The organism is Mesobacillus jeotgali (assembly GCF_900166585.1).
GTDB lineage: Bacteria > Bacillota > Bacilli > Bacillales > Cytobacillaceae > Mesobacillus > Mesobacillus jeotgali_A.
This window is the reverse complement of record NZ_FVZC01000005.1, coordinates 19,851-46,716: the sequence shown is the minus strand read 5'-3', so window position 1 is coordinate 46,716 and position 26,866 is coordinate 19,851. Positions and strand designations below refer to the sequence as shown.

Genomic DNA, 26,866 nt, shown 5'->3' with positions numbered 1-26,866 from the left:
CTGGCACCTAGCCCCTCGGGAAACTTCAGTCCAGGCGGTAAAGTCAAAGAACGGCTTTACTGTCTGGTCTTCCGATTCCTGTCGGGGCTGACCAGGTGCCTCCGCTTTTCAAAGTGGGAGGTTATTCCGTTAAAACCACAATACAGGAGGAAATAAAAATGGCTAAAAAAGGTAAAAAGTATCTTGAAGCTGCTAAGCTTGTAGACCGCTCTCAAGCATATACAGCTGCTGAAGCAATTGAGCTTGCTAAAAAGACAAGCACTGTTAAATTTGACGCTACAGTTGAAGCTGCTTTCCGTCTGGGCGTAGACCCTAAGAAAGCTGACCAGCAAATCCGTGGAGCAGTTGTGCTTCCAAACGGAACTGGTAAAACTCAACGTGTTCTAGTATTCGCTAAAGGCGAAAAGTTAAAAGAAGCAGAAGCTGCTGGCGCAGACTATGTTGGCGATGCAGATTACATCAACAAGATCCAGCAAGGCTGGTTTGATTTTGACGTAATCGTTGCTACTCCTGACATGATGGGTGAAGTTGGTAAGCTTGGTCGCGTATTGGGACCTAAAGGCTTGATGCCAAACCCTAAGACTGGCACAGTTACTTTCGACGTAACTAAAGCAGTTAACGAAATCAAGGCTGGTAAAGTAGAATACCGCGTTGACAAGTCTGGTAACATCCATGTACCTATCGGAAAAGTTTCTTTCGAAGATGGCAAGCTTGTTGAAAACTTCAACACAATCTTTGAAACTATGATGAAGGTTAAGCCAGCTGCAGCTAAAGGAACTTACATGAAGAACGTTACGATCTCAACTACAATGGGACCTGGCGTTAAAGTAGATCCTTCAACTGTAAAATAATAGTATTTGACAATTAAAGAAGGGTTAGATATAATTCTTCTTGTTGTGAAAATAAATAACATTTGTACCGCAGACAGCAGGGGCTTATAGCTTAATAACCTGCCGAGGTCATACGATAGAGCAACACTTTTACTATTGTATACTTCCTCCGTGTCTGTCCAGATGCGGAGGTTTTTATTTGATCGGTATAAATGAGAAATCTACAGGAGGTGTAAGGATGAGCAAAGTTATTGAAGCAAAAAAGCAAATCGTTGACGAGATTGCTGGCAAACTAAAAGAAAGCAAATCAACAATCGTTGTTGATTACCGCGGACTTACAGTTTCTGAAGTAACTGAACTTCGTAAAGAGCTTCGTGAAGCTGGCGTAGAATTCAAAGTTTACAAAAACTCTATGACACGCCGTGCTGCTGAAGCTGCTGAACTTGCTGACTTAAACACATCTTTAACTGGTCCTAACGCGATCGCGTTCAGTACTGAAGATGTTGTTGCACCAGCTAAGATTCTTAACGAATTCGCTAAAAAGCACGAAGCGCTTGAAATTAAGGCGGGCGTAGTTGAAGGCAACATCGTTACAGTAGAAGAAATCAAGGCACTTGCAGACCTGCCGTCTCGCGAAGGTCTACTTTCTATGCTACTCAGCGTACTTCAAGCTCCAATCCGCAATCTTGCTCTTGCTGCAAAAGCTGTTGCAGACCAGAAAGAAGAGCAAGGCGCGTAAGCTGAAAATAATTACCGTTTAACAATAAAAATTAACCTATTAGGAGGAAACAAATCATGACTAAAGAACAAATCATTGAAGCAGTTAAAAGCATGACTGTTTTAGAACTTAACGATCTAGTAAAAGCAATCGAAGAAGAATTCGGCGTAACTGCTGCTGCACCAGTTGCAATGATGGGTGGAGCTGCTGGAGCTGTTGCTGAAGAGCAAACTGAATTTGACGTAGTTCTTGCATCTGCTGGCGACCAGAAGATCAAGGTTATCAAAGTTGTACGTGAAATCACAGGTCTTGGTCTTAAAGAAGCTAAAGAAGTTGTTGACAATGCTCCTAAAGCTCTTAAAGAAGGCGTTTCTAAAGAAGAAGCTGAAGAAATCAAAGCTAAGCTTGAAGAAGTTGGAGCTAACGTCGAAGTTAAGTAATCAACCTTACAATAAAAAGCTCGCTGCTAAAGCGGGCTTTTTTTTCGCTTTTAGCATTTGAAGGCAAATGAGATAACTGAAAATGCACTTCGAGAAATGTCCAGCTCCAGCGCCTAGCCCCTCGAGACGCTTGTCTAGTTCCGCTTCCTAGAAACTCCGAAACTTCAACTCCGCCGGCAGAAGCAAAAAGCGCTTCTTTGTCGGAGTCTCCAGTTTCTGCGTTTCTGGGCAGTCGGCTATACATTTCGATTTCGGTCCTGCCAATGAAGTCAAAGGACGACTTCACTGTCAGGCTCCCAGCGCTTGTCGGGGCTGACCAAGGCGCTTCCGCTTTTCGATATTTTGCTTTTTGATTTCAAAAAGTTTATAATACCGCAGTAGCAATGCAATCCGCGATCGCATTCTTCAAATGAGTCCCCGTGGAGGTGAGAAATTTTGACTGAACATTATTACTCCCGTAAACCAAGCACGGAAAGTAATCCTGTGAAATGGGAAAGTGAACTGAGAGGAAACAGCTTCCGCTTCAAAACCGACAGTGGTGTTTTTTCAAAAAAGGAAGTTGATTTTGGTTCCCGATTACTGATCGATACCTTTGAATTGAAAAATGAGAGTGGCTTAATCCTTGATGTTGGCTGTGGCTATGGACCGATCGGCCTTTCACTGGCTAAAGCTTATCCGGATGCAACGGTTCATATGGTGGATGTCAATGAAAGAGCGATTACGCTTGCTGGGGAGAATGCGGCAAATAATAAAATAGATAATATTAAAATCTATGAAAGTGACCGGCTTACAGGAGTGGAAGAAAAGGAATTCAGTGCGATTCTTACCAATCCGCCGATCCGTGCCGGCAAAAAGGTAGTGCATGAAATTTTCGAACAAAGTTTTCAGCATTTAGCTGAAGGCGGAGAGCTATGGGTAGTCATCCAAAAGAAGCAGGGTGCACCATCGGCAATGGAAAAAATGGAAGAGTTATTTGGCGATGTAGAAGTGGCGGCAAAAAGTAAAGGTTACTTTATTCTCAAATCTGTTAAATGTTGACGTGAGAAAACCGCTATGTTAATATTATAAAATGCCAATATATTAGTTTCCTTTTCGTCTGCTAATTTAAACGAAAGTTGTATAATTTTGGGCATAAAGGGAAAACTAACAAAATAATTGTTCGTTGCAGGAAATGTGGTTTTTAAGAGAAAACCCTTTTTCTTTTTGTCTTTTGAAATGGAGGAAACTTCATGGACAAGACAGGGATAGATGAATAATAACGCTTGATTTGAGGGGTGAATCAGTTGACAGGTCAACTAGTTCAGTATGGACGACACCGCCAACGTAGAAGTTATGCTCGCATCAGTGAAGTTTTGGAATTGCCGAATTTGATTGAAATTCAAACCTCTTCCTATCAGTGGTTTCTTGATGAGGGCCTCCGTGAGATGTTCCAGGACATTTCACCGATTGAAGACTTTACTGGTAACTTATCGTTAGAGTTTATCGATTACAGTCTTGGCGAACCGAAATATCCAGTCGAAGAATCAAAAGAAAGAGACGTCACTTACTCTGCGCCATTGCGAGTAAAGGTCCGCCTTGTGAATAAGGAAACTGGTGAAGTAAAGGACCAGGATGTCTTCATGGGCGATTTCCCGCTTATGACTGAAACTGGCACATTTGTAATCAACGGTGCGGAAAGGGTTATCGTTTCCCAGCTTGTTCGTTCACCAAGTGTATACTACAGCGGGAAACTTGATAAGAACGGGAAAAAAGGGTTCACTGCTACCGTAATCCCGAACCGCGGCGCCTGGTTGGAATATGAAACAGATGCCAAGGATGTTGTATATGTAAGGATCGATCGTACGAGGAAGCTCCCTGTTACGGTTCTTTTGCGTGCATTAGGGTTCGGTTCTGATCAAGAAATCATTGATCTGATCGGAGATAACGAATATATCCGTAATACTCTTGAAAAGGACAACACGGAAAGCACGGAAAAGGCGCTTCTTGAAATTTACGAGCGTCTGCGTCCTGGCGAACCGCCTACAGTTGACAATGCCAAAAGCCTGCTGGTATCAAGATTCTTTGATCCAAAGCGCTATGACCTTGCAAATGTAGGGCGTTATAAAATCAACAAAAAGCTTCATATTAAAAACCGTTTATTCGGGCAAAAGCTTGCAGAAACATTGGTAGATCCTGAAACAGGGGAAATTATCGCGGAGAAAGGCGTCACTTTAGACCGCCGTACCCTGGATAAAATCATTCCTGCGCTGGAGAAGAATGTTGGCTTCAAGAATTTCAGCCCATATGGCGGCGTGGTTGAAGAGGATGTAACGCTGCAAAGCATTAAAATCTACTCTCCGAACGATGTTGAGGGCGAAAAAGAAATTAATGTTTTAGGAAATGCGTATGTCCCTGAACCAATCAAGAACATCACGCCTGCTGATATCATTGCATCTATCAGCTACTTCTTTAACTTGCTGCATGGTGTTGGTGACACGGACGATATCGACCATTTAGGAAACAGACGCCTTCGTTCTGTAGGTGAGCTGTTGCAGAACCAGTTCCGCATTGGTTTGTCCAGAATGGAGCGTGTAGTCCGTGAAAGAATGTCCATCCAGGACACTAATACGATTACACCGCAGCAATTAATCAATATCCGCCCTGTGATTGCGTCCATCAAAGAATTCTTTGGAAGCTCCCAGCTTTCACAGTTCATGGACCAGACAAATCCGCTGGCTGAATTGACACATAAAAGGCGTCTTTCTGCATTGGGACCTGGTGGTCTAACACGTGAGCGTGCTGGTTTTGAAGTGCGTGACGTTCACTATTCTCACTACGGACGTATGTGTCCGATTGAAACGCCGGAAGGCCCAAACATCGGTTTGATCAACTCATTATCAAGTTTCGCGAAGGTTAACCGCTTCGGATTCATCGAGACTCCGTACCGCCGCGTTGACCCTGAAACAGGTAAAGTGACAAGCCATTTCGATTACTTAACAGCTGATGAAGAAGACAACTATGTAGTAGCACAGGCGAATGCTCGGCTTGCTGAAGATGGTTCCTTTGTTGATGATGAAGTAATTGCCCGTTTCCGCGGTGAAAACACTGTTGTCGTGCGTGACCGCGTCGATTATATGGACGTATCACCTAAGCAGGTTGTATCCGCAGCGACTGCATGTATCCCGTTCCTTGAAAACGATGACTCCAACCGTGCCCTAATGGGTGCGAACATGCAGCGTCAGGCTGTTCCATTGATGCAGCCTGAAGCACCAAGAGTCGGAACTGGAATGGAACACGTATCTGCGAAGGATTCCGGTGCTGCAGTCATCTGTAAGCATGAAGGAATCGTTGAGCATGTCGAAGCACGTGAAGTGTGGGTGCGCCGGGTCAAGGAAGTAGACGGACAGGAAGTCAAGGGAGACCTTGATAAGTACCGTATGCTAAAGTTCATCCGTTCTAACCAGGGAACATGCTACAACCAGCGCCCAATCGTAAGTGTTGGTGACCGTGTAACCAAGGGCGAAATCCTTGCTGATGGCCCTTCAATGGAAGCAGGAGAACTTGCACTTGGCCGTAACGTCCTTGTCGGCTTCATGACATGGAATGGTTATAACTACGAGGATGCTATCATCATGAGTGAGCGCCTCGTTAAAGACGATGTCTATACATCGATCCATATAGAAGAGTATGAATCAGAGTCCCGCGATACGAAGCTAGGACCTGAAGAAATCACACGTGATATTCCAAACGTCGGGGAAGATGCACTCAGAAACCTTGATGAGCGTGGAATAATCCGTGTCGGTGCTGAAGTGAAAGATGGAGACCTGCTTGTTGGTAAGGTAACACCAAAAGGGGTTACTGAATTGACTGCTGAGGAACGTCTCCTTCATGCGATCTTCGGTGAAAAAGCAAGGGAAGTCCGCGATACTTCATTGCGTGTTCCTCATGGCGGCGGCGGGATTGTCCTTGACGTCAAAGTGTTCAACCGTGAAGATGGCGACGAGCTTCCTCCAGGTGTAAATCAGCTTGTCCGTGCCTACATCGTTCAGAAACGTAAGATTTCTGAAGGTGACAAAATGGCGGGACGCCACGGTAACAAAGGGGTTATCTCCAAAATCCTTCCGGAAGAGGATATGCCTTTCTTGCCGGACGGAACACCAGTCGATATCATGCTTAACCCACTAGGGGTACCATCACGTATGAACATCGGTCAGGTGCTTGAGCTTCACCTTGGTATGGCTGCACGCTACCTGGGAATCCATGTTGCGTCTCCTGTTTTCGATGGTGCTACTGAAGAGGATGTCTGGGCGACGATCGAGGAAGCAGGCATGGCGAGGGACGCTAAGACCATCCTTTATGATGGCCGCACAGGTGAGCCTTTCGATAACCGTGTATCTGTCGGTGTCATGTACATGATTAAGCTTGCTCACATGGTAGACGATAAGCTTCACGCTCGTTCTACTGGACCATACTCACTTGTTACACAGCAGCCACTTGGCGGTAAAGCCCAGTTCGGCGGACAGCGTTTCGGGGAGATGGAGGTTTGGGCACTTGAAGCATACGGTGCTGCTTACACATTACAGGAAATCTTAACTGTCAAGTCTGATGATGTTGTTGGACGTGTTAAAACATATGAAGCAATTGTAAAAGGTGAAAACGTTCCAGAACCAGGTGTTCCTGAGTCATTCAAAGTATTGATGAAAGAACTTCAGAGTCTTGGTATGGATGTCAAGATCCTTTCAGGCGATGAAAAAGAAATCGAAATGCGCGACTTCGATGATGACGAAGAAATGCAGCATGCTGAAACGTTGACAATTGCTCCTGAAGCAGAAGAAATGGATTCGGAAAAAGTAGGAATGAAAGAATAGGTCCATCTAATTGGCACACGTGTACAAACAGTTGAATAACAGTATTGTCCACGTGTGTTCCTTTTTGGATGGCCATAAGGGTAAAACCCTAGATTAAAAGGGAGGTAGGCCCCTTGCTAGATGTTAATAATTTTGAGTACATGAAAATTGGCCTCGCTTCACCAGACAAGATCCGTTCATGGTCTTTCGGTGAGGTTAAAAAGCCGGAAACAATCAACTATCGTACTTTAAAGCCGGAAAAAGACGGCTTATTCTGTGAGCGTATCTTCGGACCGACAAAAGACTGGGAATGTCATTGCGGAAAGTACAAGAGAGTCCGCTACAAAGGCGTTGTCTGTGACCGATGCGGTGTTGAAGTAACTCGCGCTAAAGTCCGCCGTGAAAGAATGGGACACATTGAGCTTGCAGCTCCTGTTTCTCACATCTGGTATTTTAAAGGAATTCCTAGCCGCATGGGACTAGTTCTTGACATGTCTCCGCGTGCGCTTGAAGAAATTATTTACTTTGCTTCATACGTGGTAACGGAAACTGGTGACACTGCTCTTGAAAAGAAGCAATTGTTGTCTGAGAAAGAATACCGTGCTTACCGTGAAAAATACGGCAATAAGTTCCAGGCTTCCATGGGGGCTGAAGCAATCAAAAAGCTGCTTTCTGATATCGACCTTGATAAAGAAGCGGATATGCTGAAAGAAGAATTAAGAACTGCACAGGGTCAGCGTCGTACTCGTGCCATCAAGCGCCTTGAGGTAGTAGAAGCATTCCGGGGGTCAGGAAATGAGCCATCATGGATGATCCTTGATGTTCTCCCTGTTATCCCGCCGGAACTTCGCCCGATGGTACAGCTGGATGGCGGACGTTTCGCTACTTCCGACCTGAATGACCTGTATCGCCGTGTAATCAACCGTAACAACCGTCTTAAGCGTCTTCTTGACCTTGGTGCTCCAAGCATCATTGTCCAGAACGAAAAGCGTATGCTGCAGGAAGCTGTAGATGCGTTGATCGATAACGGCCGCCGCGGTCGTCCGGTAACAGGACCAGGTAACCGTCCATTGAAGTCCCTTTCTCATATGCTTAAGGGTAAACAAGGTCGTTTCCGTCAAAACCTTCTCGGTAAGCGTGTTGACTATTCAGGCCGTTCAGTTATCGTAGTTGGACCTAACCTGCAAATGTACCAGTGCGGACTGCCAAAAGAAATGGCTCTTGAGCTGTTTAAGCCGTTCGTCATGAAAGAACTTGTACAAAAGGGCTTAGCCCATAACATAAAGTCTGCCAAACGCAAAATCGAGCGCGTCCAGCCGGAAGTCTGGGATGTACTTGAAGATGTCATTAAGGAGCATCCGGTATTACTTAACCGTGCCCCGACTCTTCACAGACTGGGTATCCAGGCATTTGAACCGACATTGGTAGAAGGAAGGGCAATCCGTCTCCACCCGCTCGTATGTACAGCTTATAACGCTGACTTCGATGGTGACCAAATGGCTGTCCACGTTCCGCTTTCTGCTGAAGCACAGGCAGAAGCGCGCCTATTGATGCTTGCAGCACAGAACATCCTGAACCCTAAAGACGGTAAGCCAGTTGTTACTCCTTCACAGGATATGGTACTAGGTAACTACTACCTGACTCTTGAAAGGGAAGGTGCTGTCGGTGAAGGGATGGTCTTCAAGGATACGAATGAAGCGTTAGTTGCATACCAGAATGGCTATGTACATCTTCATACACGTGTTGCTGTTGCCGCATCATCACTTGGCAATCAGACATTCACTGAAGAGCAAAATGGCCAGCTTTTGATTACGACTGTTGGTAAGTTGATTTTCAACGAAATCCTGCCAGCTTCATTCCCTTATATCAACGAGCCTTCAAAGCAAAACCTTGAGGAGAAAACTCCTGAGAAGTATTTTGTGGAAAAAGGCGCAGATGTTAAGGAAGTCATCAAGTCAATGCCGTTGGTGGATCCGTTCAAGAAGAAAATCCTTGGAAACATCATTGCTGAAGTGTTCAAGAAATTCAAAATCACTGAAACATCAAAAATGCTTGACCGTATGAAGGGGCTTGGCTTTACCTACTCGACTAAAGCGGGTATTACGGTTGGTGTGGCTGATATCGTGGTTCTAAAAGAGAAGCAGGAAATCATTTCAGAAGCACAAACTAAGGTAGATAATGTTCTTAAGCAATTCAGACGCGGTTTGATTACCGAGGATGAGCGTTATGATCGTGTTATCTCTATCTGGAGCCAGGCGAAGGATAATATCCAGGCCAAGCTGATGAAATCACTCGATAATTCAAACCCTATCTTCATGATGAGTGACTCAGGCGCCCGTGGTAACGCGTCCAACTTCACACAGCTTGCAGGTATGCGTGGTCTGATGGCCAACCCGGCTGGACGTATCATTGAATTGCCGATCAAGTCAAGTTTCCGTGAAGGTCTTACTGTATTGGAATACTTCATCTCCACTCACGGTGCTCGTAAAGGACTTGCCGATACAGCGCTTAAGACTGCTGACTCAGGTTACTTGACACGTCGTCTTGTTGATGTAGCCCAGGATGTCATCGTTCGAGAAGACGACTGTGGCACAGACAGAGGCCTATATATCAAAGCTCTCAAGGATGGCACTGAAGTCATCGAAACACTTGAAGAACGCTTGATTGGCCGCTATGCAAGAAAAGCGATCAAACATCCGGAAACGAAAGCTGTTATGGTTCCAGAAAACGGCCTGATCACAGAAGATTTGGCAGCTGAAGTTACAGCAGCAGGAGTCGAAGACGTTTGGATTCGTTCTGCCTTCACATGTAATACACGCCACGGCGTATGTAAGAAATGTTATGGCCGTAACCTTGCAACTGGCCAGGAAGTTGAAGTGGGAGAAGCAGTCGGTATCATCGCTGCACAGTCAATCGGAGAGCCAGGTACACAGCTTACAATGCGTACTTTCCATACCGGCGGTGTTGCAGGAGACGATATCACACAAGGTCTTCCGCGTATCCAGGAATTGTTCGAAGCGCGTAATCCTAAAGGGCAGGCTGTCATCTCTGAGCTTGAAGGTGTCGTAGTCGGCATCAACGAAGGAAGAGACCGCCAGCAGGAAATCGTTGTCCAGGGTGAAATTGAAAGCCGCACATACACTGCACCATATACAGCGCGCCTTAAGGTTGCTGTTAATGATCATGTTGCTCGCGGCCAGGAGCTTACAGAAGGTTCTATTGACCCTAAAGAACTCCTAAGAGTCAAAGACGTTCAATCCGTGCAGGAATACTTATTGAAAGAAGTTCAAAAAGTATACCGTATGCAGGGTGTTGAAATCGGCGACAAGCACGTAGAAGTAATGGTTCGTCAGATGATGCGTAAAATCAGGGTCATCGACGCAGGTGAAACAGATGTATTACCAGGCACACTGCTTGAAATCCATCAGTTCACTGATGCTAACCGCAAAGCGTTACTTGAAGGCAAACTTCCTGCTACAGGACGACCAGTGCTGCTTGGTATCACGAAAGCATCACTTGAGACAGATTCATTCTTGTCAGCGGCATCCTTCCAGGAAACAACAAGAGTGCTTACAGACGCTGCGATCAAAGGCAAGCGCGATGAGCTTCTCGGCCTGAAGGAAAATGTTATCATCGGTAAGCTTGTTCCAGCTGGAACTGGCATGCAGCGCTACAGAAGAGCTGAGCCAATCCTGAAGGAAGAAGAAGAAGATGCCATCACTGTAGAGTAATAGCATGAATTGCGCGGTGCTTCCTATCATGGTAGGAAGTGCCGCGTTTTTAAAGAATATAGAGCTTTACTATGAATAAAGTAATATTTTTGAGAAAAAAAGTTTTTGATATTGTTGACATAAACCCAGCGAAATGTTAATATTTCAAAGGTGCTCCTATTTACCGGTTACTTTGGAGGATATCATGTCTTATGAAAAAGTAGCTCAAGCTAATAACATTATAGTAGGATCAAAGCAAACAGTCAGAGCCCTGAAAGCAGGCGAAGTTATGGAACTGGTGATTGCAGAGGATGCAGACGCGAAAGTGACGGCAGACTTAGTGCGGACAGCCAGGGAAATGAACACGGCTATATCCTATGTCGATTCGATGAAAAAACTCGGAAAGACGTGCGGGATTGCTGTAGGTGCTTCAGCTGTAGCGATTACCAAGTAAAAACTGTTTTTGCAGTGAACTGCAAGAACTTTGTTTTTTGTAAAAAAATGAACCACCTGGATGTGTGGGCTTACACAAAATGTGAAGGGAGGAAAACAATCATGCCTACAATTAACCAATTAGTGCGCAAGCCACGTAGCTCTAAAGAGGAGAAGTCAAAATCTCCGGCGCTAAACAAAGGTTACAACAGCTTCAAGAAAGCTCAAACTAACGTATCATCTCCACAAAAGCGTGGTGTATGTACTCGTGTTGGTACTATGACTCCAAAGAAGCCGAACTCAGCGTTGCGTAAATACGCTCGTGTACGTTTGACTAACGGAATCGAGGTAACAGCTTATATCCCTGGTATTGGACACAACCTTCAAGAACACAGTGTTGTTCTTATCCGCGGAGGACGTGTAAAAGACTTACCGGGTGTTCGTTACCACATCGTTCGTGGTGCTCTAGATACTGCTGGTGTTAACAACCGTATGCAGGGCCGTTCTAAGTACGGTACTAAGAGACCTAAAGCTGCTAAGAAATAATAAACCAAACTATTAACCCTTTCTGAAAGGAGGAAATTACATGCCACGTAAAGGTCCAGTTGCAAAGAGAGACGTATTACCGGATCCGATTTACAACTCAAAGCTTATCACTCGTTTAATCAACAAAATGATGATCGATGGTAAAAGAGGTAAATCTCAAAAGATCCTTTATTCAGCTTTTGATATCATTCGTGAGCGTTCAGGCAAGGAGCCAATCGAAGTATTCGATGCAGCTCTTAAGAACATCATGCCTGTTCTAGAAGTAAAAGCACGCCGTGTAGGTGGAGCTAACTACCAAGTACCAGTTGAGGTGCGTGCAGACCGCCGTACAACTCTTGGTCTTCGCTGGTTGGTGAACTACTCACGTCTTCGTGGGGAAAAAACAATGGAAGAGCGTCTTGCTAACGAAATTCTTGACGCTGCTAACAACACTGGTGCTTCTGTTAAGAAGCGTGAAGATACACACAAAATGGCGGAAGCAAACAAAGCATTCGCTCACTATCGTTGGTAATCTTACCTTCAATCTAAAAACACTCATACTAGGAAGGAGAAAGACCAAATGGCAAGAGAGTTCTCCTTAGAAAAAACTCGTAATATTGGGATCATGGCTCACATTGATGCTGGTAAAACAACAACAACTGAGCGTGTTCTATATTATACAGGCCGTATTCATAAAATCGGCGAAACTCATGAAGGCGCTTCTCAAATGGACTGGATGGAGCAGGAACAAGAGCGTGGAATCACGATCACTTCTGCTGCAACAACAGCTTCATGGAAAGAACACCGCGTAAACATCATCGATACACCAGGACACGTAGACTTCACTGTAGAAGTTGAACGTTCCCTTCGTGTACTTGATGGTGCAGTAGCTGTACTTGACGCACAGTCAGGTGTTGAGCCGCAAACTGAAACAGTTTGGCGCCAGGCTACAACTTATGGAGTTCCACGTGTAGTATTCGTTAACAAAATGGATAAGCTAGGCGCGGACTTCCTATACTCAGTTTCAACTATCCATGATCGTCTTCAAGCGAATGCTCATCCAATCCAGCTTCCAATCGGAGCTGAAGATGAGTTTGAAGCAATCATCGACCTTGTTGAAATGAAAGCTATCTTCTACGGAAATGACCTCGGTACTGAAATTACTGAAGGTGAGATTCCTGAAGAATATAAAGCACAAGCTGAAGAATACCGTGAAAAGCTAATTGAAGCGGTAGCTGAGCTGGATGAAGAGCTAATGGAAAAATACCTTGGCGGAGAAGAGCTTACAGTCGAAGAGATCAAAGCTGCAATCCGTAAAGGTACAACAAACGTTGAATTCTACCCAGTTATCTGTGGTTCAGCATTCAAAAACAAAGGTGTTCAGCTAATGCTTGACGCTGTTATTGACTACCTTCCATCTCCATTAGATGTACCAGCAATCAAAGGTACTCTTCCGGATTCAGATGAAGAAGTTGAACGTCATGCGGACGACAATGAGCCATTCTCTGCTCTAGCGTTCAAAGTTATGACTGACCCTTATGTTGGTAAGTTAACGTTCTTCCGCGTTTACTCCGGTACTCTTGAGTCTGGATCTTATGTCCAGAACTCAACTAAAGGAAAGCGTGAGCGTATCGGACGTATCCTTCAGATGCACGCAAACAGCCGTCAGGAAATCTCTAAGGTTTACGCGGGTGATATTGCAGCAGCTGTAGGTCTTAAAGATACTACTACAGGTGACACTCTATGTGATGATAAGAACCTTGTTATCTTGGAATCCATGCAGTTCCCTGAACCAGTAATCCAGTTATCAGTTGAGCCTAAGTCAAAAGCTGACCAGGACAAGATGACAACTGCATTGCAAAAGCTTCAAGAAGAAGATCCTACATTCCGCGCGCACACTGACCAGGAAACTGGACAAGTTATCATCGCAGGAATGGGTGAACTTCACCTTGACATCATCGTTGACCGTATGAAGCGTGAATTTAAAGTGGAAGCAAACGTAGGTGCACCTCAGGTTGCATACCGTGAAACTTTCCGCGAATCAGCTAACGTTGAAGGTAAATTCGCTCGTCAATCCGGTGGACGTGGTCAATACGGACACGTTTGGATCGAGTTCTCTCCAAACGAAGAAGGAAAAGGCTTCGAGTTCGAGAACGGTATCGTCGGTGGTGTTGTTCCACGTGAATACATCCCAGCGGTTCAAGCTGGTCTTGAAGACGCTCTTGATCGCGGAGTTCTTGCAGGATATCCACTTGTTGACATCAAAGCAAGACTATTCGATGGTTCTTACCACGATGTTGACTCCTCTGAAATGGCGTTTAAGATCGCTGCTTCAATGGCACTTAAGAATGCGGCTTCCAAGTGTAAGCCAGTCATCCTTGAGCCAGTCATGAGGGTTGAAGTTGTAATTCCTGAAGAATACCTTGGAGATATCATGGGTATGATTACTGCTCGTCGCGGACGCGTCGAAGGTATGGATGCTCGTGGTAATGCACAAGTTGTTCGTGCGATGGTTCCACTATCAGAAATGTTCGGTTATGCAACTGCTCTTCGTTCAAGCACACAAGGACGCGGTGTATTCTCAATGCACTTCGACCACTACGAAGAAGTTCCTAAATCTGTTTCTGAAGAAATCATCAAAAAAAATAAAGGTGAATAATTGATTTTCATCTTTTAATCAAGTATAACTACTAATGTAAGCATACGCTGTGGAATAGGCTGTCTATTCCGCAGCACATTAAAATATACTTAATTTTCATATATCAAAGGAGGATTTTTCTAATGGGAAAAGCTAAATTCGATCGTTCTAAGCCACACGTTAACATCGGTACAATTGGTCACGTTGACCATGGTAAAACTACTCTAACAGCTGCTATCACTACTGTTCTTTCTAAAGTAGGCGGCGGTGAAGCACGCGGTTACGACCAAATCGACGCTGCTCCAGAAGAGCGCGAGCGTGGAATCACAATCTCAACTGCACACGTTGAGTACGAAACTGCAACTCGTCACTATGCACACGTTGACTGCCCAGGACACGCTGACTATGTTAAAAACATGATCACTGGTGCTGCTCAAATGGACGGCGGTATCCTAGTAGTATCTGCTGCTGACGGCCCAATGCCACAAACTCGTGAGCACATCCTTCTTTCTCGTCAGGTAGGCGTACCTTACCTTGTTGTATTCATGAACAAGTGTGACATGGTTGATGACGAAGAACTTCTTGAACTAGTAGAAATGGAAGTACGTGACCTTCTTTCTGAATACGACTTCCCTGGCGATGACATCCCAGTTATCAAAGGTTCTGCTCTTAAAGCTCTTGAAGGAGAGCCTGAGTGGGAAGAAAAAATCAACGAACTTATGGCTGCTGTTGACGAGTACATCCCAACTCCAGCACGTGACACTGACAAGCCTTTCATGATGCCTGTTGAGGACGTATTCTCAATCACTGGCCGTGGAACAGTTGCTACTGGCCGTGTTGAGCGTGGACAAGTTAAAGTCGGTGACGTTGTAGAAATCATCGGTATGACTGAAGAACCAAAATCTACTACTGTAACAGGTGTAGAAATGTTCCGTAAGCTTCTTGACTATGCAGAAGCTGGAGACAACATCGGTGCTCTTCTTCGTGGTGTATCACGTGAAGAAATCCAGCGTGGCCAAGTACTTGCTAAGCCAGGTTCTGTTAAGCCACACACAAAGTTCAAAGCTGAAGTTTACGTTCTTTCAAAAGAAGAAGGTGGACGTCACACTCCATTCTTCACTAATTACCGTCCACAGTTCTACTTCCGTACAACTGATGTAACTGGTATCTGTAACCTTCCTGAAGGCGTAGAAATGGTTATGCCTGGCGACAACATCGAAATGACTGTTGAACTAATCGCTCCAATCGCTATCGAAGAAGGAACTAAGTTCTCAATTCGTGAAGGCGGCCGTACTGTAGGCGCTGGCGTAGTTGCGACTATCCAAGAGTAATTTTAAAAGAAAATAAATCCGGGTGACGATCCGGAAAAAGCAGCTGGATGACGATCCAGCTGCTTTTTTTTATGCAAAAAAACTTTATAGATACAAGAAAACTATAATAAAAATTGAAAACAAGTGCCCGAAAAATAAGCGAAGAAGGAATTTCGGTAACATAAAAGAGTAATATGTGCCCGAAAAAGAATTGGAGAATGGATTACGGTAACATAAAAGGGGAACATGTGCCCGAAAAATAAGCGAAGAAGGAATTTCGGTAACATATAAGGGGAACATCTGCCCGAAAAATAATCTGAAGAGGGATTACGGTAACATAAAAGGGGAACATCTGCCTGAAAAATAAGCGAAGAAGGAATTTCGGTAACATAAAAGAGTAATATGTGCCCGAAAAAGAATTGGAGAATGGATTACGGTAACATAAAACTGAAGCATGTGCCCGAAAAAGAATAGAGGAAGGGTTTTCGGTAACATAAAAGGGGATCATCTGCCCAAGAAGAGAAAGGAGTTGAAATTGATTAATGCCATGTTCTAACTTAAGGCCAAAGAATCTATTCTAACAATCTAAAGGCAGGTAACAAACGAACCCCAACTATAAACTGCATGTAATAACCGAATCAGTTCCTTCTATAATATATCGAATTATAAAAGCTGCATGTTTTTTCTCCAAAAACATCATCCACTATCAAAAGGAATTATTTTCTCTCCGTCCAAATAGTAAGAAATCTCTTTCCACACTTGTAAAATACCATTACGCCCGCTATAATAGTAAAAGTGTGTTAAACATAATGAATTTGCGGAATTTAGGTTGCGCTGACGTTGTGTTTTATGTATAATAGACAATGTTGGTCTTTGACTGCGATGATGCGGAAGGTTGCTGACACACCCGGCCGCTTTGCCATGGCGAGTGTGTGGGAAATTTTCGCGGAGAATGTCTATTTTAAAATAGGCGAAAAGGAGGGAAAGTAATGGCAAAACAAAAAATTCGTATCCGTTTGAAAGCTTATGATCACAGGATTCTTGATCAGTCTGCAGAAAAGATTGTTGAAACTGCGAAACGTTCTGGTGCGGCGGTGTCTGGTCCAATCCCACTACCTACAGAAAAGTCAATTTACACAATTCTTCGTGCGGTGCATAAGTACAAGGATTCTCGTGAGCAGTTCGAAATGCGTACGCATAAGCGTCTGATTGACATCATCAATCCGACTCCGCAAACGGTCGACTCACTAATGCGTTTAGACCTGCCATCAGGTGTAGATATCGAAATCAAACTTTAATCAATAAAACAATATAAATCACAGGAGGTGTGACTGAAATGACCAAAGGAATCTTAGGAAGAAAGATCGGTATGACTCAAGTATTTGCTGAAAACGGCGACCTTATCCCGGTAACTGTTGTAGAAGCTTCTCCAAACGTTGTTCTTCAAGTGAAATCTGCTGAAACAGATGGCTACGAAGCTATCCAGTTAGGTTTTGAAGACAAGCGTGAAAAGCTTTCAAACAAGCCTGAAAAAGGACACGTTGCAAAAGCAAACACTGCTCCTAAGCGCTTCGTTAAGGAATTCAACGACGTTGATGTAGCAGGATTTGAAGTTGGTCAGGAAGTCAAAGTTGATATTTTCGCTGAAGGCGATATCGTAGATGTTACAGGAATCTCAAAGGGTAAAGGTTTCCAAGGTGCTATCAAGCGTCACGGACAATCTCGCGGACCAATGGCTCACGGTTCTCGTTACCACCGCCGCCCTGGTTCAATGGGTCCTGTTGCTCCAAACCGCGTATTCAAAGGTAAATTGCTACCTGGACGCATGGGTGGAGAGCAGATCACTGTTCAAAACCTGCAAATCGTTAAAATAGATGCAGAGCGTAACCTTCTTCTAATCAAAGGAAACGTTCCTGGTGCTAGAAAAGCCCTTCTAAAAATCAAAACTGCTGTAAAAGCGAAGTAATTTTCACAGGAAAGGAGGAAACAAGAATGCCTAAAGTAGCATTATTCAACCAAGCTGGTTCACAAGTTGGAGAAATCGAACTTAATGATTCAGTATTTGGTATCGAGCCTAATAACCACGTAATGTTCGAAGCAGTAGTTATGCAAAGAGCTTCATTACGTCAGGGAACTCATAAAACTAAAATTCGTTCTGAAGTAGCGGGCGGTGGACGCAAACCATGGCGTCAAAAAGGTACTGGCCGTGCTCGTCAGGGATCAATCAGATCTCCACAATGGCGCGGAGGCGGTACTGTATTCGGACCAGTTCCACGCAGCTACAGCTATAAATTGCCTAAGAAAGTTCGTCGTTTGGCAATCAAATCTGCATTATCATCAAAAGTGCAAGCTGAGAACATCCTTGTTCTTGAGAGCCTAGCTTTCGAAGCTCCAAAGACAAAGGAATTCAAGAGTGTACTAAGCGGTCTTTCTGTTAACACGAAAGCATTGATCGTAACTGCAGGTCTTGAAGAAAACGTCGCTCTATCTGCACGCAACATTCCTGGAGTAACTGTAGTTACTGCTGAAGGAATCAACGTACTAGATGTTTTAAATCATGATAAGCTGATCATGACAAAAGCAGCTGTTGAAAAAGTAGAGGAGGTGCTTGCATAATGGATGCACGTGATATCATTAAGCGCCCCGTTATTACAGAACGTTCTTCAGATCTAATGACTGAGAAGAAATACACTTTCGAAGTTGATACAAGAGCGAACAAGACACAAGTTAAAGATGCGATTGAAACTATTTTCGGCGTTAACGTTGAAAAAGTTAACATCATGAACTACAAAGGTAAGTTCAAGCGTATGGGCAAGTTCGGCGGTTACACAAACAAGCGTCGTAAAGCTATCGTTAAACTTACTCAAGACAGCAAAGAAATCGAATTCTTCGAAGTATAATAATCCAATAAGAAGAGGAGGGAAACGAAATGGCGATTAAAAAGTACAAACCTACCTCCAACGGTCGTCGTAATATGACAGCATCTGATTTTGCTGAAATTACAACTGACAAGCCGGAAAAATCCTTGCTTGCTCCGTTGCACAGAAAAGGCGGTCGTAACAACCAGGGTAAGTTAACTGTTCGTCATCAAGGTGGCGGCCATAAGCGTCAGTACAGAATCATCGATTTTAAACGTACAAAAGATGGCATTCCTGGACGCGTTGCCACAATTGAGTATGATCCAAACCGTTCAGCAAACATTGCGTTAATTAATTATGTAGATGGTGAAAAGAGATACATCCTAGCTCCTAAAAACCTAGTAGTAGGTATGGAAGTTATGTCTGGCCCAACAGCTGACATTAAAGTAGGTAACGCTCTTCCACTAGCTAACATCCCAGTTGGTACAGTTGTACACAACATCGAATTGAAGCCTGGCAAAGGCGGACAATTAGTTCGTTCTGCTGGAACTTCTGCACAGGTTCTTGGTAAAGAAGGCAAGTATGTATTGATTCGTTTGAACTCAGGCGAAGTACGTATGATCCTTTCTGAGTGCCGTGCAACTGTAGGTCAAGTCGGCAACGAACAGCACGAATTGATCAACATCGGTAAAGCAGGTCGTTCACGCTGGTTAGGCAAGCGCCCAACAGTTCGTGGATCTGTAATGAACCCTAACGATCACCCACACGGTGGTGGTGAAGGACGTTCACCAATCGGACGTAAGTCTCCAATGTCACCATGGGGCAAACCAACTCTTGGTGCTAAGACTCGTAAGAAGAAGAATAAATCCGACAAGTTTATTGTACGTCGTCGTAAAAAATAACGGGATTGATCTACGGTTCACGGGAACCGTAGGGCAATCACGAAGGGAGGTTCAATCATGGGTCGCAGCTTAAAAAAAGGACCTTTTGTTGATGAGCACTTAATCACAAAGATCGAAAAGTTAAATGAAACTGAAGCGAAGAAAGTTGTTAAGACTTGGTCTCGCCGTTCAACGATCTTCCCACAATTCATCGGACACACGATTGCTGTCTACGATGGTCGCAAACATGTACCTGTTTATGTCACTGAAGACATGGTAGGCCACAAGCTTGGAGAATTCGCTCCAACTCGTACTTACAAAGGACATGGTAATGACGATAAGAAAACAAGACGTTAATGAGAGGAGGGCATCCAAATGCAAGCTAAAGCTGTTGCAAGAACAGTTCGTATTGCTCCTCGTAAAGCTCGCTTAGTTCTAGATTTAATTCGAGGAAAGCAAGTTGGTGAAGCAGTTGCTATTTTAAACCTTACCCCAAAAGCAGCTTCTCCAATCGTAGAAAAAGTGTTAAAGTCTGCATTAGCAAACGCAGAGCACAACTATGAGATGGATGTTAATAACCTTGTCGTATCCGAAGCTTACGCTAACGAAGGACCAACGTTGAAACGTTTCCGTCCACGTGCTATGGGCCGTGCAAGTGCAATTAACAAACGTACTAGCCACATTACAATCGTTTTATCAGAAAAGAAGGAGGGATAATCAGTGGGTCAAAAAGTAAATCCAGTCGGTTTGCGTGTCGGAATCATCCGTGATTGGGAATCAAAATGGTACGCAGGCAAAGACTACGCTGATCTTTTACACGAAGACCTTAAGGTTCGTGAGTACATCACTAAGCGTTTACGCGATGCTTCTCTTTCTAAAGTAGAAATCGAACGTGCTGCAAACCGCTTGAATGTAACTGTTCACACTGCGAAGCCAGGAATGGTTATCGGTAAGGGTGGAACAGAAGTTGAAGCACTTCGTAAAGCGCTAAACGAACTTACAGGCAAACGTGTTCATATAAACATTCTTGAAATCAAGAAAGCTGATATCGATGCGAAATTGGTTGCTGAAAATATCGCACGCCAATTGGAAAACCGTGTATCTTTCCGTCGCGCACAGAAGCAAGTTATCCAACGTGCAATGCGTGCTGGCGCTAAAGGTATCAAGACAATGGTATCCGGCCGTCTAGGCGGTGCAGACATCGCTCGTTCAGAACAATACAGCGAAGGAACAGTTCCACTTCATACTCTTCGTGCCGATATCGATTATGCTACTGCTGAAGCAGATACAACTTACGGTAAGTTAGGCGTTAAAGTATGGATTTATCGTGGAGAGGTCCTTCCTACGAAGAAGAAAACTGAGGAAGGAGGCAAATAATATGTTATTGCCTAAACGCGTTAAATATCGCCGTCAACACCGTGGCAAGATGCGCGGTCAAGCTAAAGGCGGTACTGAAGTAAACTTCGGTGAATTCGGTTTGCAAGCTCTTGAAGCTTCTTGGATCACAAACCGTCAAATCGAATCTGCCCGTATTGCAATGACTCGTTACATGAAACGTGGCGGTAAAGTCTGGATCAAGATTTTCCCTCATAAGCCATATACTGCAAAGCCTCTAGAAGTCCGAATGGGTTCTGGTAAAGGTGCTCCTGAAGGTTGGGTAGCAGTTGTAAAACCAGGCAAAGTAATGTTCGAAGTAGCTGGCGTTTCTGAAGAAATCGCACGCGAAGCATTACGCCTTGCAGCACACAAGCTTCCTGTAAAGTGCAAGTTTGTTAAACGAGAAGAAATTGGTGGTGAATCTAATGAAAGCTAATGAAATTCGTGACCTTACCACTGCTGAAATTGAACAAAAAGTTAAATCATTAAAAGAAGAGCTATTCAACCTGCGCTTTCAATTAGCGACTGGACAACTTGAAAACACAGCTCGCATTCGTGAAGTACGCAAAGCGATTGCTCGCATGAAGACTGTAATTCGTGAACGAGAGATCGGCGTTAACAGATAATTGAGAGGAGGTTCTCACAATGAGTGAACGCAACCAACGCAAAGTTTATACTGGACGCGTAGTATCTGACAAGATGGACAAAACTGTTACTGTTCTTGTTGAGACATACAAAAAGCATCCTTTATACGGCAAGCGTGTAAAATACTCTAAGAAATTCAAAGCTCATGATGAGCAAAACGAGGCAAAAATCGGCGACGTAGTTCGTATCATGGAAACTCGTCCGCTATCTGCCACAAAACGTTTCCGCCTTGTAGAAGTGGTGGAAAAAGCTGTTATTATCTAATTGTTCGGATTAAGGTTTATTCCGAAGGGAGGTTACTCGCATGATCCAACAGGAAACACGTTTAAAAGTTGCTGACAATTCAGGTGCTCGTGAAGTACTTACTATTAAAGTTCTAGGCGGTTCTGGCCGTAAGACTGCTAATATTGGTGACATTATCGTTTGCACAGTGAAACAGGCAACACCAGGTGGCGTTGTTAAAAAAGGTGACGTTGTCAGAGCAGTTATCGTTCGTACAAAAACTGGTATGCGCCGTACTGACGGTACTTATATTAAGTTTGACGAGAATGCTTGTGTAATCATCCGTGACGATAAGAGTCCTCGTGGTACTCGTATCTTCGGACCAGTTGCACGTGAACTTCGTGACAATAACTTCATGAAGATCGTTTCATTAGCTCCAGAAGTACTATAATCTATTTCAAATGCCTTTAAGGAGGTGCACACAGATGCATGTAAAAAAAGGTGACAAAGTTATGGTCATCTCTGGTAAGGACAAAGGCAAAACAGGGATCATCCTTGAAGCTTATCCAAAGCAAAGCCGTGTTCTTGTAGAAGGAATCAATATCGTGAAAAAACACGCTAAGCCTTCTCAAGTAAATCCACAAGGTGGAATCTTGAACCAGGAAGCACCTATCCATGTATCAAACGTAATGCCTTTAGACCCGAAGTCTGGCACACCAACCCGAGTTGGTTACACTGTCGAAAACGGCAAGAAGGTACGCGTTGCTAAAAAATCCGGTGAAGTTCTAGATAAATAGTCTATTGAAGAAGGGAGGTACAATCGATGAACCGCCTAAAAGAAAAGTTCAACAATGAAATTACTCCTGCTCTTATGAGCAAGTTTAACTATAAGTCAATTATGGAAGTTCCTAAACTTGAAAAGATCGTAATCAACATGGGTGTAGGTGACGCTGTTGCCAACGCTAAAGCTCTTGATGTTGCAGTTGAGGAATTAGCAACAATCACTGGCCAAAAGCCAGTCGTTACCCGTGCTAAGAAATCAATCGCTGGCTTCCGCCTTCGTGAAGGTATGCCAATCGGTGCGAAAGTAACACTTCGCGGTGAGCGCATGTACGAATTCATCGACAAGTTAATTTCAGTATCTTTACCACGTGTACGTGACTTCCGCGGTATCTCCAAGAAGTCTTTCGACGGACGCGGTAACTACACACTTGGTGTTAAAGAACAGTTAATCTTCCCTGAAATTGATTACGATAAAGTAAACAAAGTACGTGGCATGGACATTGTTATTGTAACGACTGCTAACACTGATGAAGAAGCTCGTGAACTATTAACACAATTCGGAATGCCATTTCAAAAGTAATCTCTAATAAGAGGGAGGCGAAAACGTGGCTAAGAAATCAATGATTGCGAAACAAAAACGCACGCCTAAATATAAAGTACAAGAGTACACTCGCTGTGAGCGCTGCGGCCGTCCGCACTCTGTATACCGCAAATTTAAGCTTTGCCGTATTTGTTTCCGTGAATTAGCATACAAAGGACAAATTCCTGGTGTGAAAAAAGCTAGCTGGTAAAACTGAAAGCTCTGGAAGGAGGTAAATTAAATGGTCATGACAGATCCGATTGCAGATTTGCTAACTCGTATTCGCAATGCGAATATGGTTCGTCACGAAAAACTAGAAGTACCTGCTTCTAACATGAAAAAAGAAATCGCTGAGATCCTTAAGCGTGAAGGTTTCGTACGTGACGTTGAATATATCGAAGACAACAAGCAAGGTATTATCCGTATCTTCTTGAAGTATGGTGCAAACAACGAGCGTGTTATCACTGGTCTTAAGAGAATCAGTAAGCCAGGACTTCGCGTTTATGCAAAATCTAACGAAGTACCTAAGGTACTTAACGGTTTAGGTATCGCACTAGTTTCAACTTCAAACGGCGTTTTAACTGACAAAGAAGCTCGCGCTAAGCAAGTGGGCGGAGAAGTTCTAGCATACGTTTGGTAATAGATTTTCTGAATGAATGGAGGTGCAACAAATGTCACGCGTAGGTAAAAAACCAATTGAAATTCCAGCTGGTGTTACTGTTACTCTTGATAACAATCAGGTAACAGTTAAAGGACCAAAAGGTGAATTGTCTCGTACTTTTCACTCTGACATCGAAATCAAGGTCGAAGAGAACGTAATCAACATTTCCCGTCCAACTGAAAACAAGGAACATCGCGCATTGCACGGTACGACTCGCGCGGTTCTTGCTAACATGGTTGAGGGTGTATCTAAAGGTTTCGAAAGAGGTCTTGAGCTAGTAGGTGTCGGTTACCGTGCAAGTAAGCAAGGTAACAAGCTAGTACTTAACGTAGGATACTCTCATCCTGTTGAAATCGAGGCAGAAAAAGGCCTTGAAATCGAAGTTCCTTCTAACACAAAGATCGTTATTAAGGGAACTGACAAAGAGCGTGTTGGCGCATTGGCTGCTAACATCCGTGACGTACGTCCGCCAGAGCCTTACAAAGGCAAAGGTATTCGTTATGAAGGCGAATATGTACGCCGTAAAGAAGGTAAAACAGGTAAGTAATGCCGCATAGGTTAACGAAAGGAGTGACGTAAATGATTACGAAGGCTGATAAAAACGCTACTCGCCGTAAGAGACACGCTCGTGTCCGTGCGAAACTTAGCGGAACTGAAGCTCGTCCTCGTCTAAATGTGTTCCGTTCTAACAAGCACATTTATGCTCAACTAATCGACGATGTAAAGGGAGTAACTCTAGTGAGTGCTTCTACTTTAGATAAAGAAGTGAATGTTGAAGGCAATAACCTGGAAGCAGCAAAGCAAATCGGTGAATTGATCGCTAAGCGTGCTGTGGAAAAAGGTTATAAGTCAGTAGTATTTGACCGTGGCGGATACCTTTATCATGGCCGCATCCAGGCACTTGCTGATGCTGCCCGCGAAAACGGCTTAGAATTTTAATAGAAAAAGGAGGGACATACAAAGATGCGTCGTATTGATCCAAACAAACTTGAACTTGAAGAACGCGTAGTTACGATTAACCGTGTTGCTAAAGTTGTTAAAGGTGGACGTCGTTTCCGTTTTTCTGCTCTAGTAGTAGTAGGAGATAAAAACGGTAATGTCGGCATGGGTACTGGTAAAGCACAAGAAGTACCTGAAGCGATTCGCAAAGCTATCGAAGATGCGAAGAAGAACCTAATCCAAGTACCTATGGTTGGTACTACAATTCCTCACCAGGTTATCGGACACTTTGGTGCTGGTGAAATCCTTCTGAAGCCTGCTTCTGAAGGTACTGGAGTTATCGCTGGTGGACCAGTTCGTGCGGTACTAGAATTAGCAGGTGTTGCTGATATCCTGTCTAAATCTCTAGGAACAAACACTCCAATTAACATGGTTCGTGCAACACTTGACGGACTATCTCAATTAAAGCGTGCAGAGGACGTAGCAAAACTACGCGGTAAATCTGTGGAAGAACTGTTAGGATAAGGAGGGAAATCAAATGGCTAACAAATTAGAAATTACCCTCACTCGCAGCCTGATCGGCCGTCCGCAAGATCAGCGCGAAACAGTTAAAGCTCTCGGCTTACGTAAAATGAACCAAACAGTTGAGCAACAAGATAATGCAGCAATCCGCGGCATGATCAACAAAGTTTCTCACCTTGTAACAGTAACCGAAAAATAATTTAACCTTTTTAAAATAAGGAGGTGCCAACATGAAACTTCATGAATTAAAGCCTGCAGAAGGTTCCCGTAAAGAACGCAAACGTCTTGGACGTGGTATCGGTTCTGGTCAAGGTAAAACTGCTGGTAAAGGTCATAAAGGTCAAAACGCTCGTTCTGGCGGCGGTGTACGCCTTGGATTCGAAGGTGGTCAAACTCCTTTATTCCGACGCTTGCCTAAACGCGGTTTCACAAACATCAACCGTAAAGAATATGCAGTCGTTAACCTTGATGCTCTAAACGTGTTCGAAAACGGAACAGAAGTGACTCCAGAACTTTTAATCGAAACAGGTCTTGTCAGGAAGGAACTAGCAGGTGTTAAGATCCTTGCTAAGGGAAGCCTTGATAAGAATTTAACTGTTAAAGCTCATAAGTTCTCCTCTGCAGCCGAGGAAGCGATCAAAGCTGCCGGCGGTCAAACTGAGGTGATTTAATGTTCCAGACAATCTCCAATTTTATGCGCGTGGGTGAAATTAGAAATAAAATTCTCTTCACCCTTTTAATGTTGATTGTATTTCGTCTTGGTACATTTATTCCTGTACCAAACGTAAATGCAGATATTTTGAAAGCACAAGATGACATGAGTGTCTTCGGAGTGCTGAATACTTTTGGCGGCGGTGCACTTCAGAACTTCTCAATCTTCGCGATGGGAATCATGCCGTACATCACTGCTTCAATCATCATCCAGCTCTTGCAGATGGATGTTGTGCCAAAGTTTACTGAATGGTCTAAACAAGGAGAAGTCGGACGCCGTAAATTAGCTCAGTTTACCCGCTATTTCACGATCGTTCTTGGTTTTGTCCAGGCACTCGGTATGTCTTATGGCTTTAACAATATGGCAGGTGGATTATTAATCCAGAATGCCGGTATCACGACTTATCTGCTGATTGCTGTTGTCCTGACAGCCGGAACTGCATTCCTTATGTGGCTGGGCGAACAGATCACAGCGAAAGGCGTAGGAAATGGTATTTCAATCATAATCTTTGCAGGTATCGTTGCCGGAATTCCGACAATGGTCAACCAGATTTATGCACAGCAGTTCTCAGACGCTGGGGACGCTCTGTTCCTTCGTATTGTGACTGTATTGTTGATCCTGGTGGCTATTATCGCAATCATCGTTGGTGTTATTTTCATCCAACAGGCAACACGTAAAATACCTATTCAGTATGCTAAACGCATGAGCGCTGGAAACAACGCGGTTGGCGGCCAGAACACTCACCTTCCTTTGAAAGTGAACGCAGCTGGTGTCATCCCGGTTATCTTCGCGATTTCGTTTGTCGTTACACCTCCGACAATCGCTCAGTTCTTCGGCACGAATGATGTGACACTCTGGATTCAGAAGACGTTTGATTACACACAGCCGATCGGTATGGTCGTATATGTGGCCTTAATCGTCGCGTTCACATATTTCTATGCGTTCATCCAGGTGAACCCAGAACAAGTTGCCGAGAACCTGAAGAAGCAGGGTGGATATGTCCCAGGCATCCGTCCGGGCAAAAATACACAGGAATACTTGACAAGGGTGCTTTATCGCCTGACTTTAGTCGGTGCTATCTTCCTTTCAGTAATCTCTGTGCTGCCAGTGTTTTTCATTAAATTCGCTGGTCTGCCTCAATCCGTACAGATTGGCGGAACAAGCTTGCTGATCGTGGTGGGCGTTGCGCTTGAAACGATGAAGCAGCTTGAAGCTCAGCTTGTAAAACGCCATTATAAAGGCTTTATAAAATAAGAT

General features: G+C 44.1%; 34 protein-coding genes and 1 other annotated feature. Of the genes, 33 read left to right on the top strand and 1 reads right to left on the bottom strand.

What is annotated here, in order from left to right:
• Window positions 1-158: 158 nt before the first annotated feature.
• The 3 genes from rplA (at window position 159) to rplL (ending at window position 1,988) form a co-directional block, all read left to right on the top strand.
• Entirely contained in the window at window positions 159-851 is a 693-nt protein-coding gene (gene rplA, locus B5X77_RS00890; RefSeq protein WP_079504280.1) for a 50S ribosomal protein L1, read from the top strand.
• Between the two features lie 49 nt (window positions 852-900).
• Window positions 901-1,037, top strand: a sequence feature (ribosomal protein L10 leader region).
• Window positions 1,038-1,068: 31 nt separating this feature from the next.
• Window positions 1,069-1,569: a 50S ribosomal protein L10 gene (rplJ, locus tag B5X77_RS00885; RefSeq protein WP_079504278.1), complete on the top strand. Its 501-nt coding sequence runs from the start codon at window positions 1,069-1,071 to the stop codon at window positions 1,567-1,569.
• A 56-nt stretch (window positions 1,570-1,625) separates the two neighbouring features.
• Entirely contained in the window at window positions 1,626-1,988 is a 363-nt protein-coding gene (rplL, locus tag B5X77_RS00880; protein ID WP_079504276.1) for a 50S ribosomal protein L7/L12, read from the top strand.
• Here the strand turns inward: rplL and B5X77_RS00875 are convergent.
• A complete protein-coding gene (locus tag B5X77_RS00875; protein WP_079504275.1) occupies window positions 1,981-2,274 on the bottom strand; it encodes a hypothetical protein in 294 nt (97 codons plus the stop codon). The two genes, rplL and B5X77_RS00875, sit on opposite strands and share 8 nt — an antisense overlap.
• A 149-nt stretch (window positions 2,275-2,423) precedes the next feature.
• Here B5X77_RS00875 and B5X77_RS00870 point away from each other — a divergent pair, with 149 nt between their 5' ends.
• The 30 genes from B5X77_RS00870 (at window position 2,424) to secY (ending at window position 26,863) form a co-directional block, all read left to right on the top strand.
• Window positions 2,424-3,026, top strand: coding sequence for a class I SAM-dependent methyltransferase (locus B5X77_RS00870; protein ID WP_079504274.1), 603 nt, complete (start codon window positions 2,424-2,426; stop codon window positions 3,024-3,026).
• A 245-nt stretch (window positions 3,027-3,271) separates the two neighbouring features.
• Window positions 3,272-6,835 carry a DNA-directed RNA polymerase subunit beta gene (rpoB, locus tag B5X77_RS00865; protein ID WP_079504273.1) on the top strand — a complete coding sequence of 1,188 codons (3,564 nt, stop codon included), beginning with the start codon at window positions 3,272-3,274 and terminating at the stop codon, window positions 6,833-6,835.
• 113 nt (window positions 6,836-6,948) lie between these two features.
• Window positions 6,949-10,545: a DNA-directed RNA polymerase subunit beta' gene (gene rpoC / locus B5X77_RS00860; protein WP_079504272.1), complete on the top strand. Its 3,597-nt coding sequence runs from the start codon at window positions 6,949-6,951 to the stop codon at window positions 10,543-10,545.
• A gap of 184 nt (window positions 10,546-10,729) precedes the next feature.
• Window positions 10,730-10,978 (top strand): 50S ribosomal protein L7ae-like protein, encoded by a 249-nt coding sequence (locus B5X77_RS00855; protein WP_079504271.1) that lies wholly within the window; start codon window positions 10,730-10,732, stop codon window positions 10,976-10,978.
• A 101-nt stretch (window positions 10,979-11,079) separates the two neighbouring features.
• Window positions 11,080-11,502 carry a 30S ribosomal protein S12 gene (gene rpsL, locus B5X77_RS00850; RefSeq protein ID WP_023626436.1) on the top strand — a complete coding sequence of 141 codons (423 nt, stop codon included), beginning with the start codon at window positions 11,080-11,082 and terminating at the stop codon, window positions 11,500-11,502.
• A gap of 40 nt (window positions 11,503-11,542) precedes the next feature.
• On the top strand, window positions 11,543-12,013 hold the full coding sequence (rpsG, locus tag B5X77_RS00845; RefSeq protein WP_023626435.1) for a 30S ribosomal protein S7: 471 nt from the start codon (window positions 11,543-11,545) through the stop codon (window positions 12,011-12,013).
• A 48-nt stretch (window positions 12,014-12,061) separates the two neighbouring features.
• On the top strand, window positions 12,062-14,140 hold the full coding sequence (gene fusA, locus B5X77_RS00840; protein ID WP_079504270.1) for an elongation factor G: 2,079 nt from the start codon (window positions 12,062-12,064) through the stop codon (window positions 14,138-14,140).
• 122 nt (window positions 14,141-14,262) lie between these two features.
• Complete coding sequence (gene tuf, locus B5X77_RS00835; protein ID WP_079504268.1) at window positions 14,263-15,450, top strand: elongation factor Tu; 1,188 nt, start codon at window positions 14,263-14,265, stop codon at window positions 15,448-15,450.
• A gap of 968 nt (window positions 15,451-16,418) precedes the next feature.
• Window positions 16,419-16,727, top strand: coding sequence for a 30S ribosomal protein S10 (rpsJ, locus tag B5X77_RS00830; protein WP_009791329.1), 309 nt, complete (start codon window positions 16,419-16,421; stop codon window positions 16,725-16,727).
• A 38-nt stretch (window positions 16,728-16,765) separates the two neighbouring features.
• Window positions 16,766-17,395, top strand: a complete 630-nt coding sequence (rplC, locus tag B5X77_RS00825) for a 50S ribosomal protein L3 (RefSeq protein ID WP_079504267.1) — start codon at window positions 16,766-16,768, stop codon at window positions 17,393-17,395.
• A 26-nt stretch (window positions 17,396-17,421) separates the two neighbouring features.
• The gene (rplD, locus tag B5X77_RS00820; protein WP_079504266.1) at window positions 17,422-18,045 is read left to right on the top strand and encodes a 50S ribosomal protein L4; all 624 of its coding nucleotides are present in this window, start codon (window positions 17,422-17,424) and stop codon (window positions 18,043-18,045) included.
• On the top strand, window positions 18,045-18,329 hold the full coding sequence (gene rplW / locus B5X77_RS00815; protein ID WP_041966523.1) for a 50S ribosomal protein L23: 285 nt from the start codon (window positions 18,045-18,047) through the stop codon (window positions 18,327-18,329). Before rplD ends, rplW begins: the two co-directional genes overlap by 1 nt.
• Window positions 18,330-18,358: 29 nt before the next feature.
• Window positions 18,359-19,189 (top strand): 50S ribosomal protein L2, encoded by an 831-nt coding sequence (gene rplB / locus B5X77_RS00810; protein WP_079504265.1) that lies wholly within the window; start codon window positions 18,359-18,361, stop codon window positions 19,187-19,189.
• Window positions 19,190-19,246: 57 nt separating this feature from the next.
• Window positions 19,247-19,525, top strand: a complete 279-nt coding sequence (rpsS, locus tag B5X77_RS00805; RefSeq protein ID WP_023626426.1) for a 30S ribosomal protein S19 — start codon at window positions 19,247-19,249, stop codon at window positions 19,523-19,525.
• Window positions 19,526-19,543: 18 nt separating this feature from the next.
• Window positions 19,544-19,885 carry a 50S ribosomal protein L22 gene (gene rplV / locus B5X77_RS00800; RefSeq protein ID WP_079504264.1) on the top strand — a complete coding sequence of 114 codons (342 nt, stop codon included), beginning with the start codon at window positions 19,544-19,546 and terminating at the stop codon, window positions 19,883-19,885.
• Window positions 19,886-19,888: 3 nt separating this feature from the next.
• Window positions 19,889-20,545 (top strand): 30S ribosomal protein S3, encoded by a 657-nt coding sequence (rpsC, locus tag B5X77_RS00795; protein WP_079504263.1) that lies wholly within the window; start codon window positions 19,889-19,891, stop codon window positions 20,543-20,545.
• A 1-nt stretch (window position 20,546) separates the two neighbouring features.
• Window positions 20,547-20,981, top strand: coding sequence for a 50S ribosomal protein L16 (gene rplP / locus B5X77_RS00790; RefSeq protein ID WP_023626423.1), 435 nt, complete (start codon window positions 20,547-20,549; stop codon window positions 20,979-20,981).
• Complete coding sequence (gene rpmC / locus B5X77_RS00785) at window positions 20,971-21,171, top strand: 50S ribosomal protein L29 (protein WP_079504261.1); 201 nt, start codon at window positions 20,971-20,973, stop codon at window positions 21,169-21,171. The genes rplP and rpmC overlap by 11 nt, the downstream gene beginning before the upstream one ends.
• Before the next feature lie 19 nt (window positions 21,172-21,190).
• Complete coding sequence (gene rpsQ / locus B5X77_RS00780) at window positions 21,191-21,454, top strand: 30S ribosomal protein S17 (RefSeq protein WP_023626421.1); 264 nt, start codon at window positions 21,191-21,193, stop codon at window positions 21,452-21,454.
• A 40-nt stretch (window positions 21,455-21,494) separates the two neighbouring features.
• Window positions 21,495-21,863, top strand: a complete 369-nt coding sequence (gene rplN, locus B5X77_RS00775) for a 50S ribosomal protein L14 (RefSeq protein ID WP_079504259.1) — start codon at window positions 21,495-21,497, stop codon at window positions 21,861-21,863.
• A gap of 34 nt (window positions 21,864-21,897) precedes the next feature.
• The gene (gene rplX, locus B5X77_RS00770) at window positions 21,898-22,209 is read left to right on the top strand and encodes a 50S ribosomal protein L24 (RefSeq protein WP_079504258.1); all 312 of its coding nucleotides are present in this window, start codon (window positions 21,898-21,900) and stop codon (window positions 22,207-22,209) included.
• Window positions 22,210-22,235: 26 nt separating this feature from the next.
• Window positions 22,236-22,775, top strand: coding sequence for a 50S ribosomal protein L5 (rplE, locus tag B5X77_RS00765; RefSeq protein WP_041966519.1), 540 nt, complete (start codon window positions 22,236-22,238; stop codon window positions 22,773-22,775).
• Between the two features lie 25 nt (window positions 22,776-22,800).
• A complete protein-coding gene (rpsN, locus tag B5X77_RS00760) occupies window positions 22,801-22,986 on the top strand; it encodes a 30S ribosomal protein S14 (RefSeq protein ID WP_009499044.1) in 186 nt (61 codons plus the stop codon).
• Between the two features lie 30 nt (window positions 22,987-23,016).
• Window positions 23,017-23,415 carry a 30S ribosomal protein S8 gene (rpsH, locus tag B5X77_RS00755; protein WP_079504257.1) on the top strand — a complete coding sequence of 133 codons (399 nt, stop codon included), beginning with the start codon at window positions 23,017-23,019 and terminating at the stop codon, window positions 23,413-23,415.
• A gap of 31 nt (window positions 23,416-23,446) precedes the next feature.
• Window positions 23,447-23,983, top strand: coding sequence for a 50S ribosomal protein L6 (gene rplF / locus B5X77_RS00750; RefSeq protein WP_079504256.1), 537 nt, complete (start codon window positions 23,447-23,449; stop codon window positions 23,981-23,983).
• 32 nt (window positions 23,984-24,015) lie between these two features.
• A complete protein-coding gene (gene rplR, locus B5X77_RS00745) occupies window positions 24,016-24,375 on the top strand; it encodes a 50S ribosomal protein L18 (protein ID WP_079504255.1) in 360 nt (119 codons plus the stop codon).
• Window positions 24,376-24,399: 24 nt separating this feature from the next.
• Entirely contained in the window at window positions 24,400-24,900 is a 501-nt protein-coding gene (rpsE, locus tag B5X77_RS00740; protein ID WP_079504254.1) for a 30S ribosomal protein S5, read from the top strand.
• Window positions 24,901-24,913: 13 nt separating this feature from the next.
• Window positions 24,914-25,096, top strand: coding sequence for a 50S ribosomal protein L30 (rpmD, locus tag B5X77_RS00735; RefSeq protein WP_079504252.1), 183 nt, complete (start codon window positions 24,914-24,916; stop codon window positions 25,094-25,096).
• A gap of 31 nt (window positions 25,097-25,127) precedes the next feature.
• Window positions 25,128-25,568 carry a 50S ribosomal protein L15 gene (rplO, locus tag B5X77_RS00730; protein WP_079504251.1) on the top strand — a complete coding sequence of 147 codons (441 nt, stop codon included), beginning with the start codon at window positions 25,128-25,130 and terminating at the stop codon, window positions 25,566-25,568.
• Entirely contained in the window at window positions 25,568-26,863 is a 1,296-nt protein-coding gene (gene secY / locus B5X77_RS00725) for a preprotein translocase subunit SecY (protein ID WP_079504250.1), read from the top strand. Before rplO ends, secY begins: the two co-directional genes overlap by 1 nt.
• Window positions 26,864-26,866 lie beyond the last annotated feature (3 nt).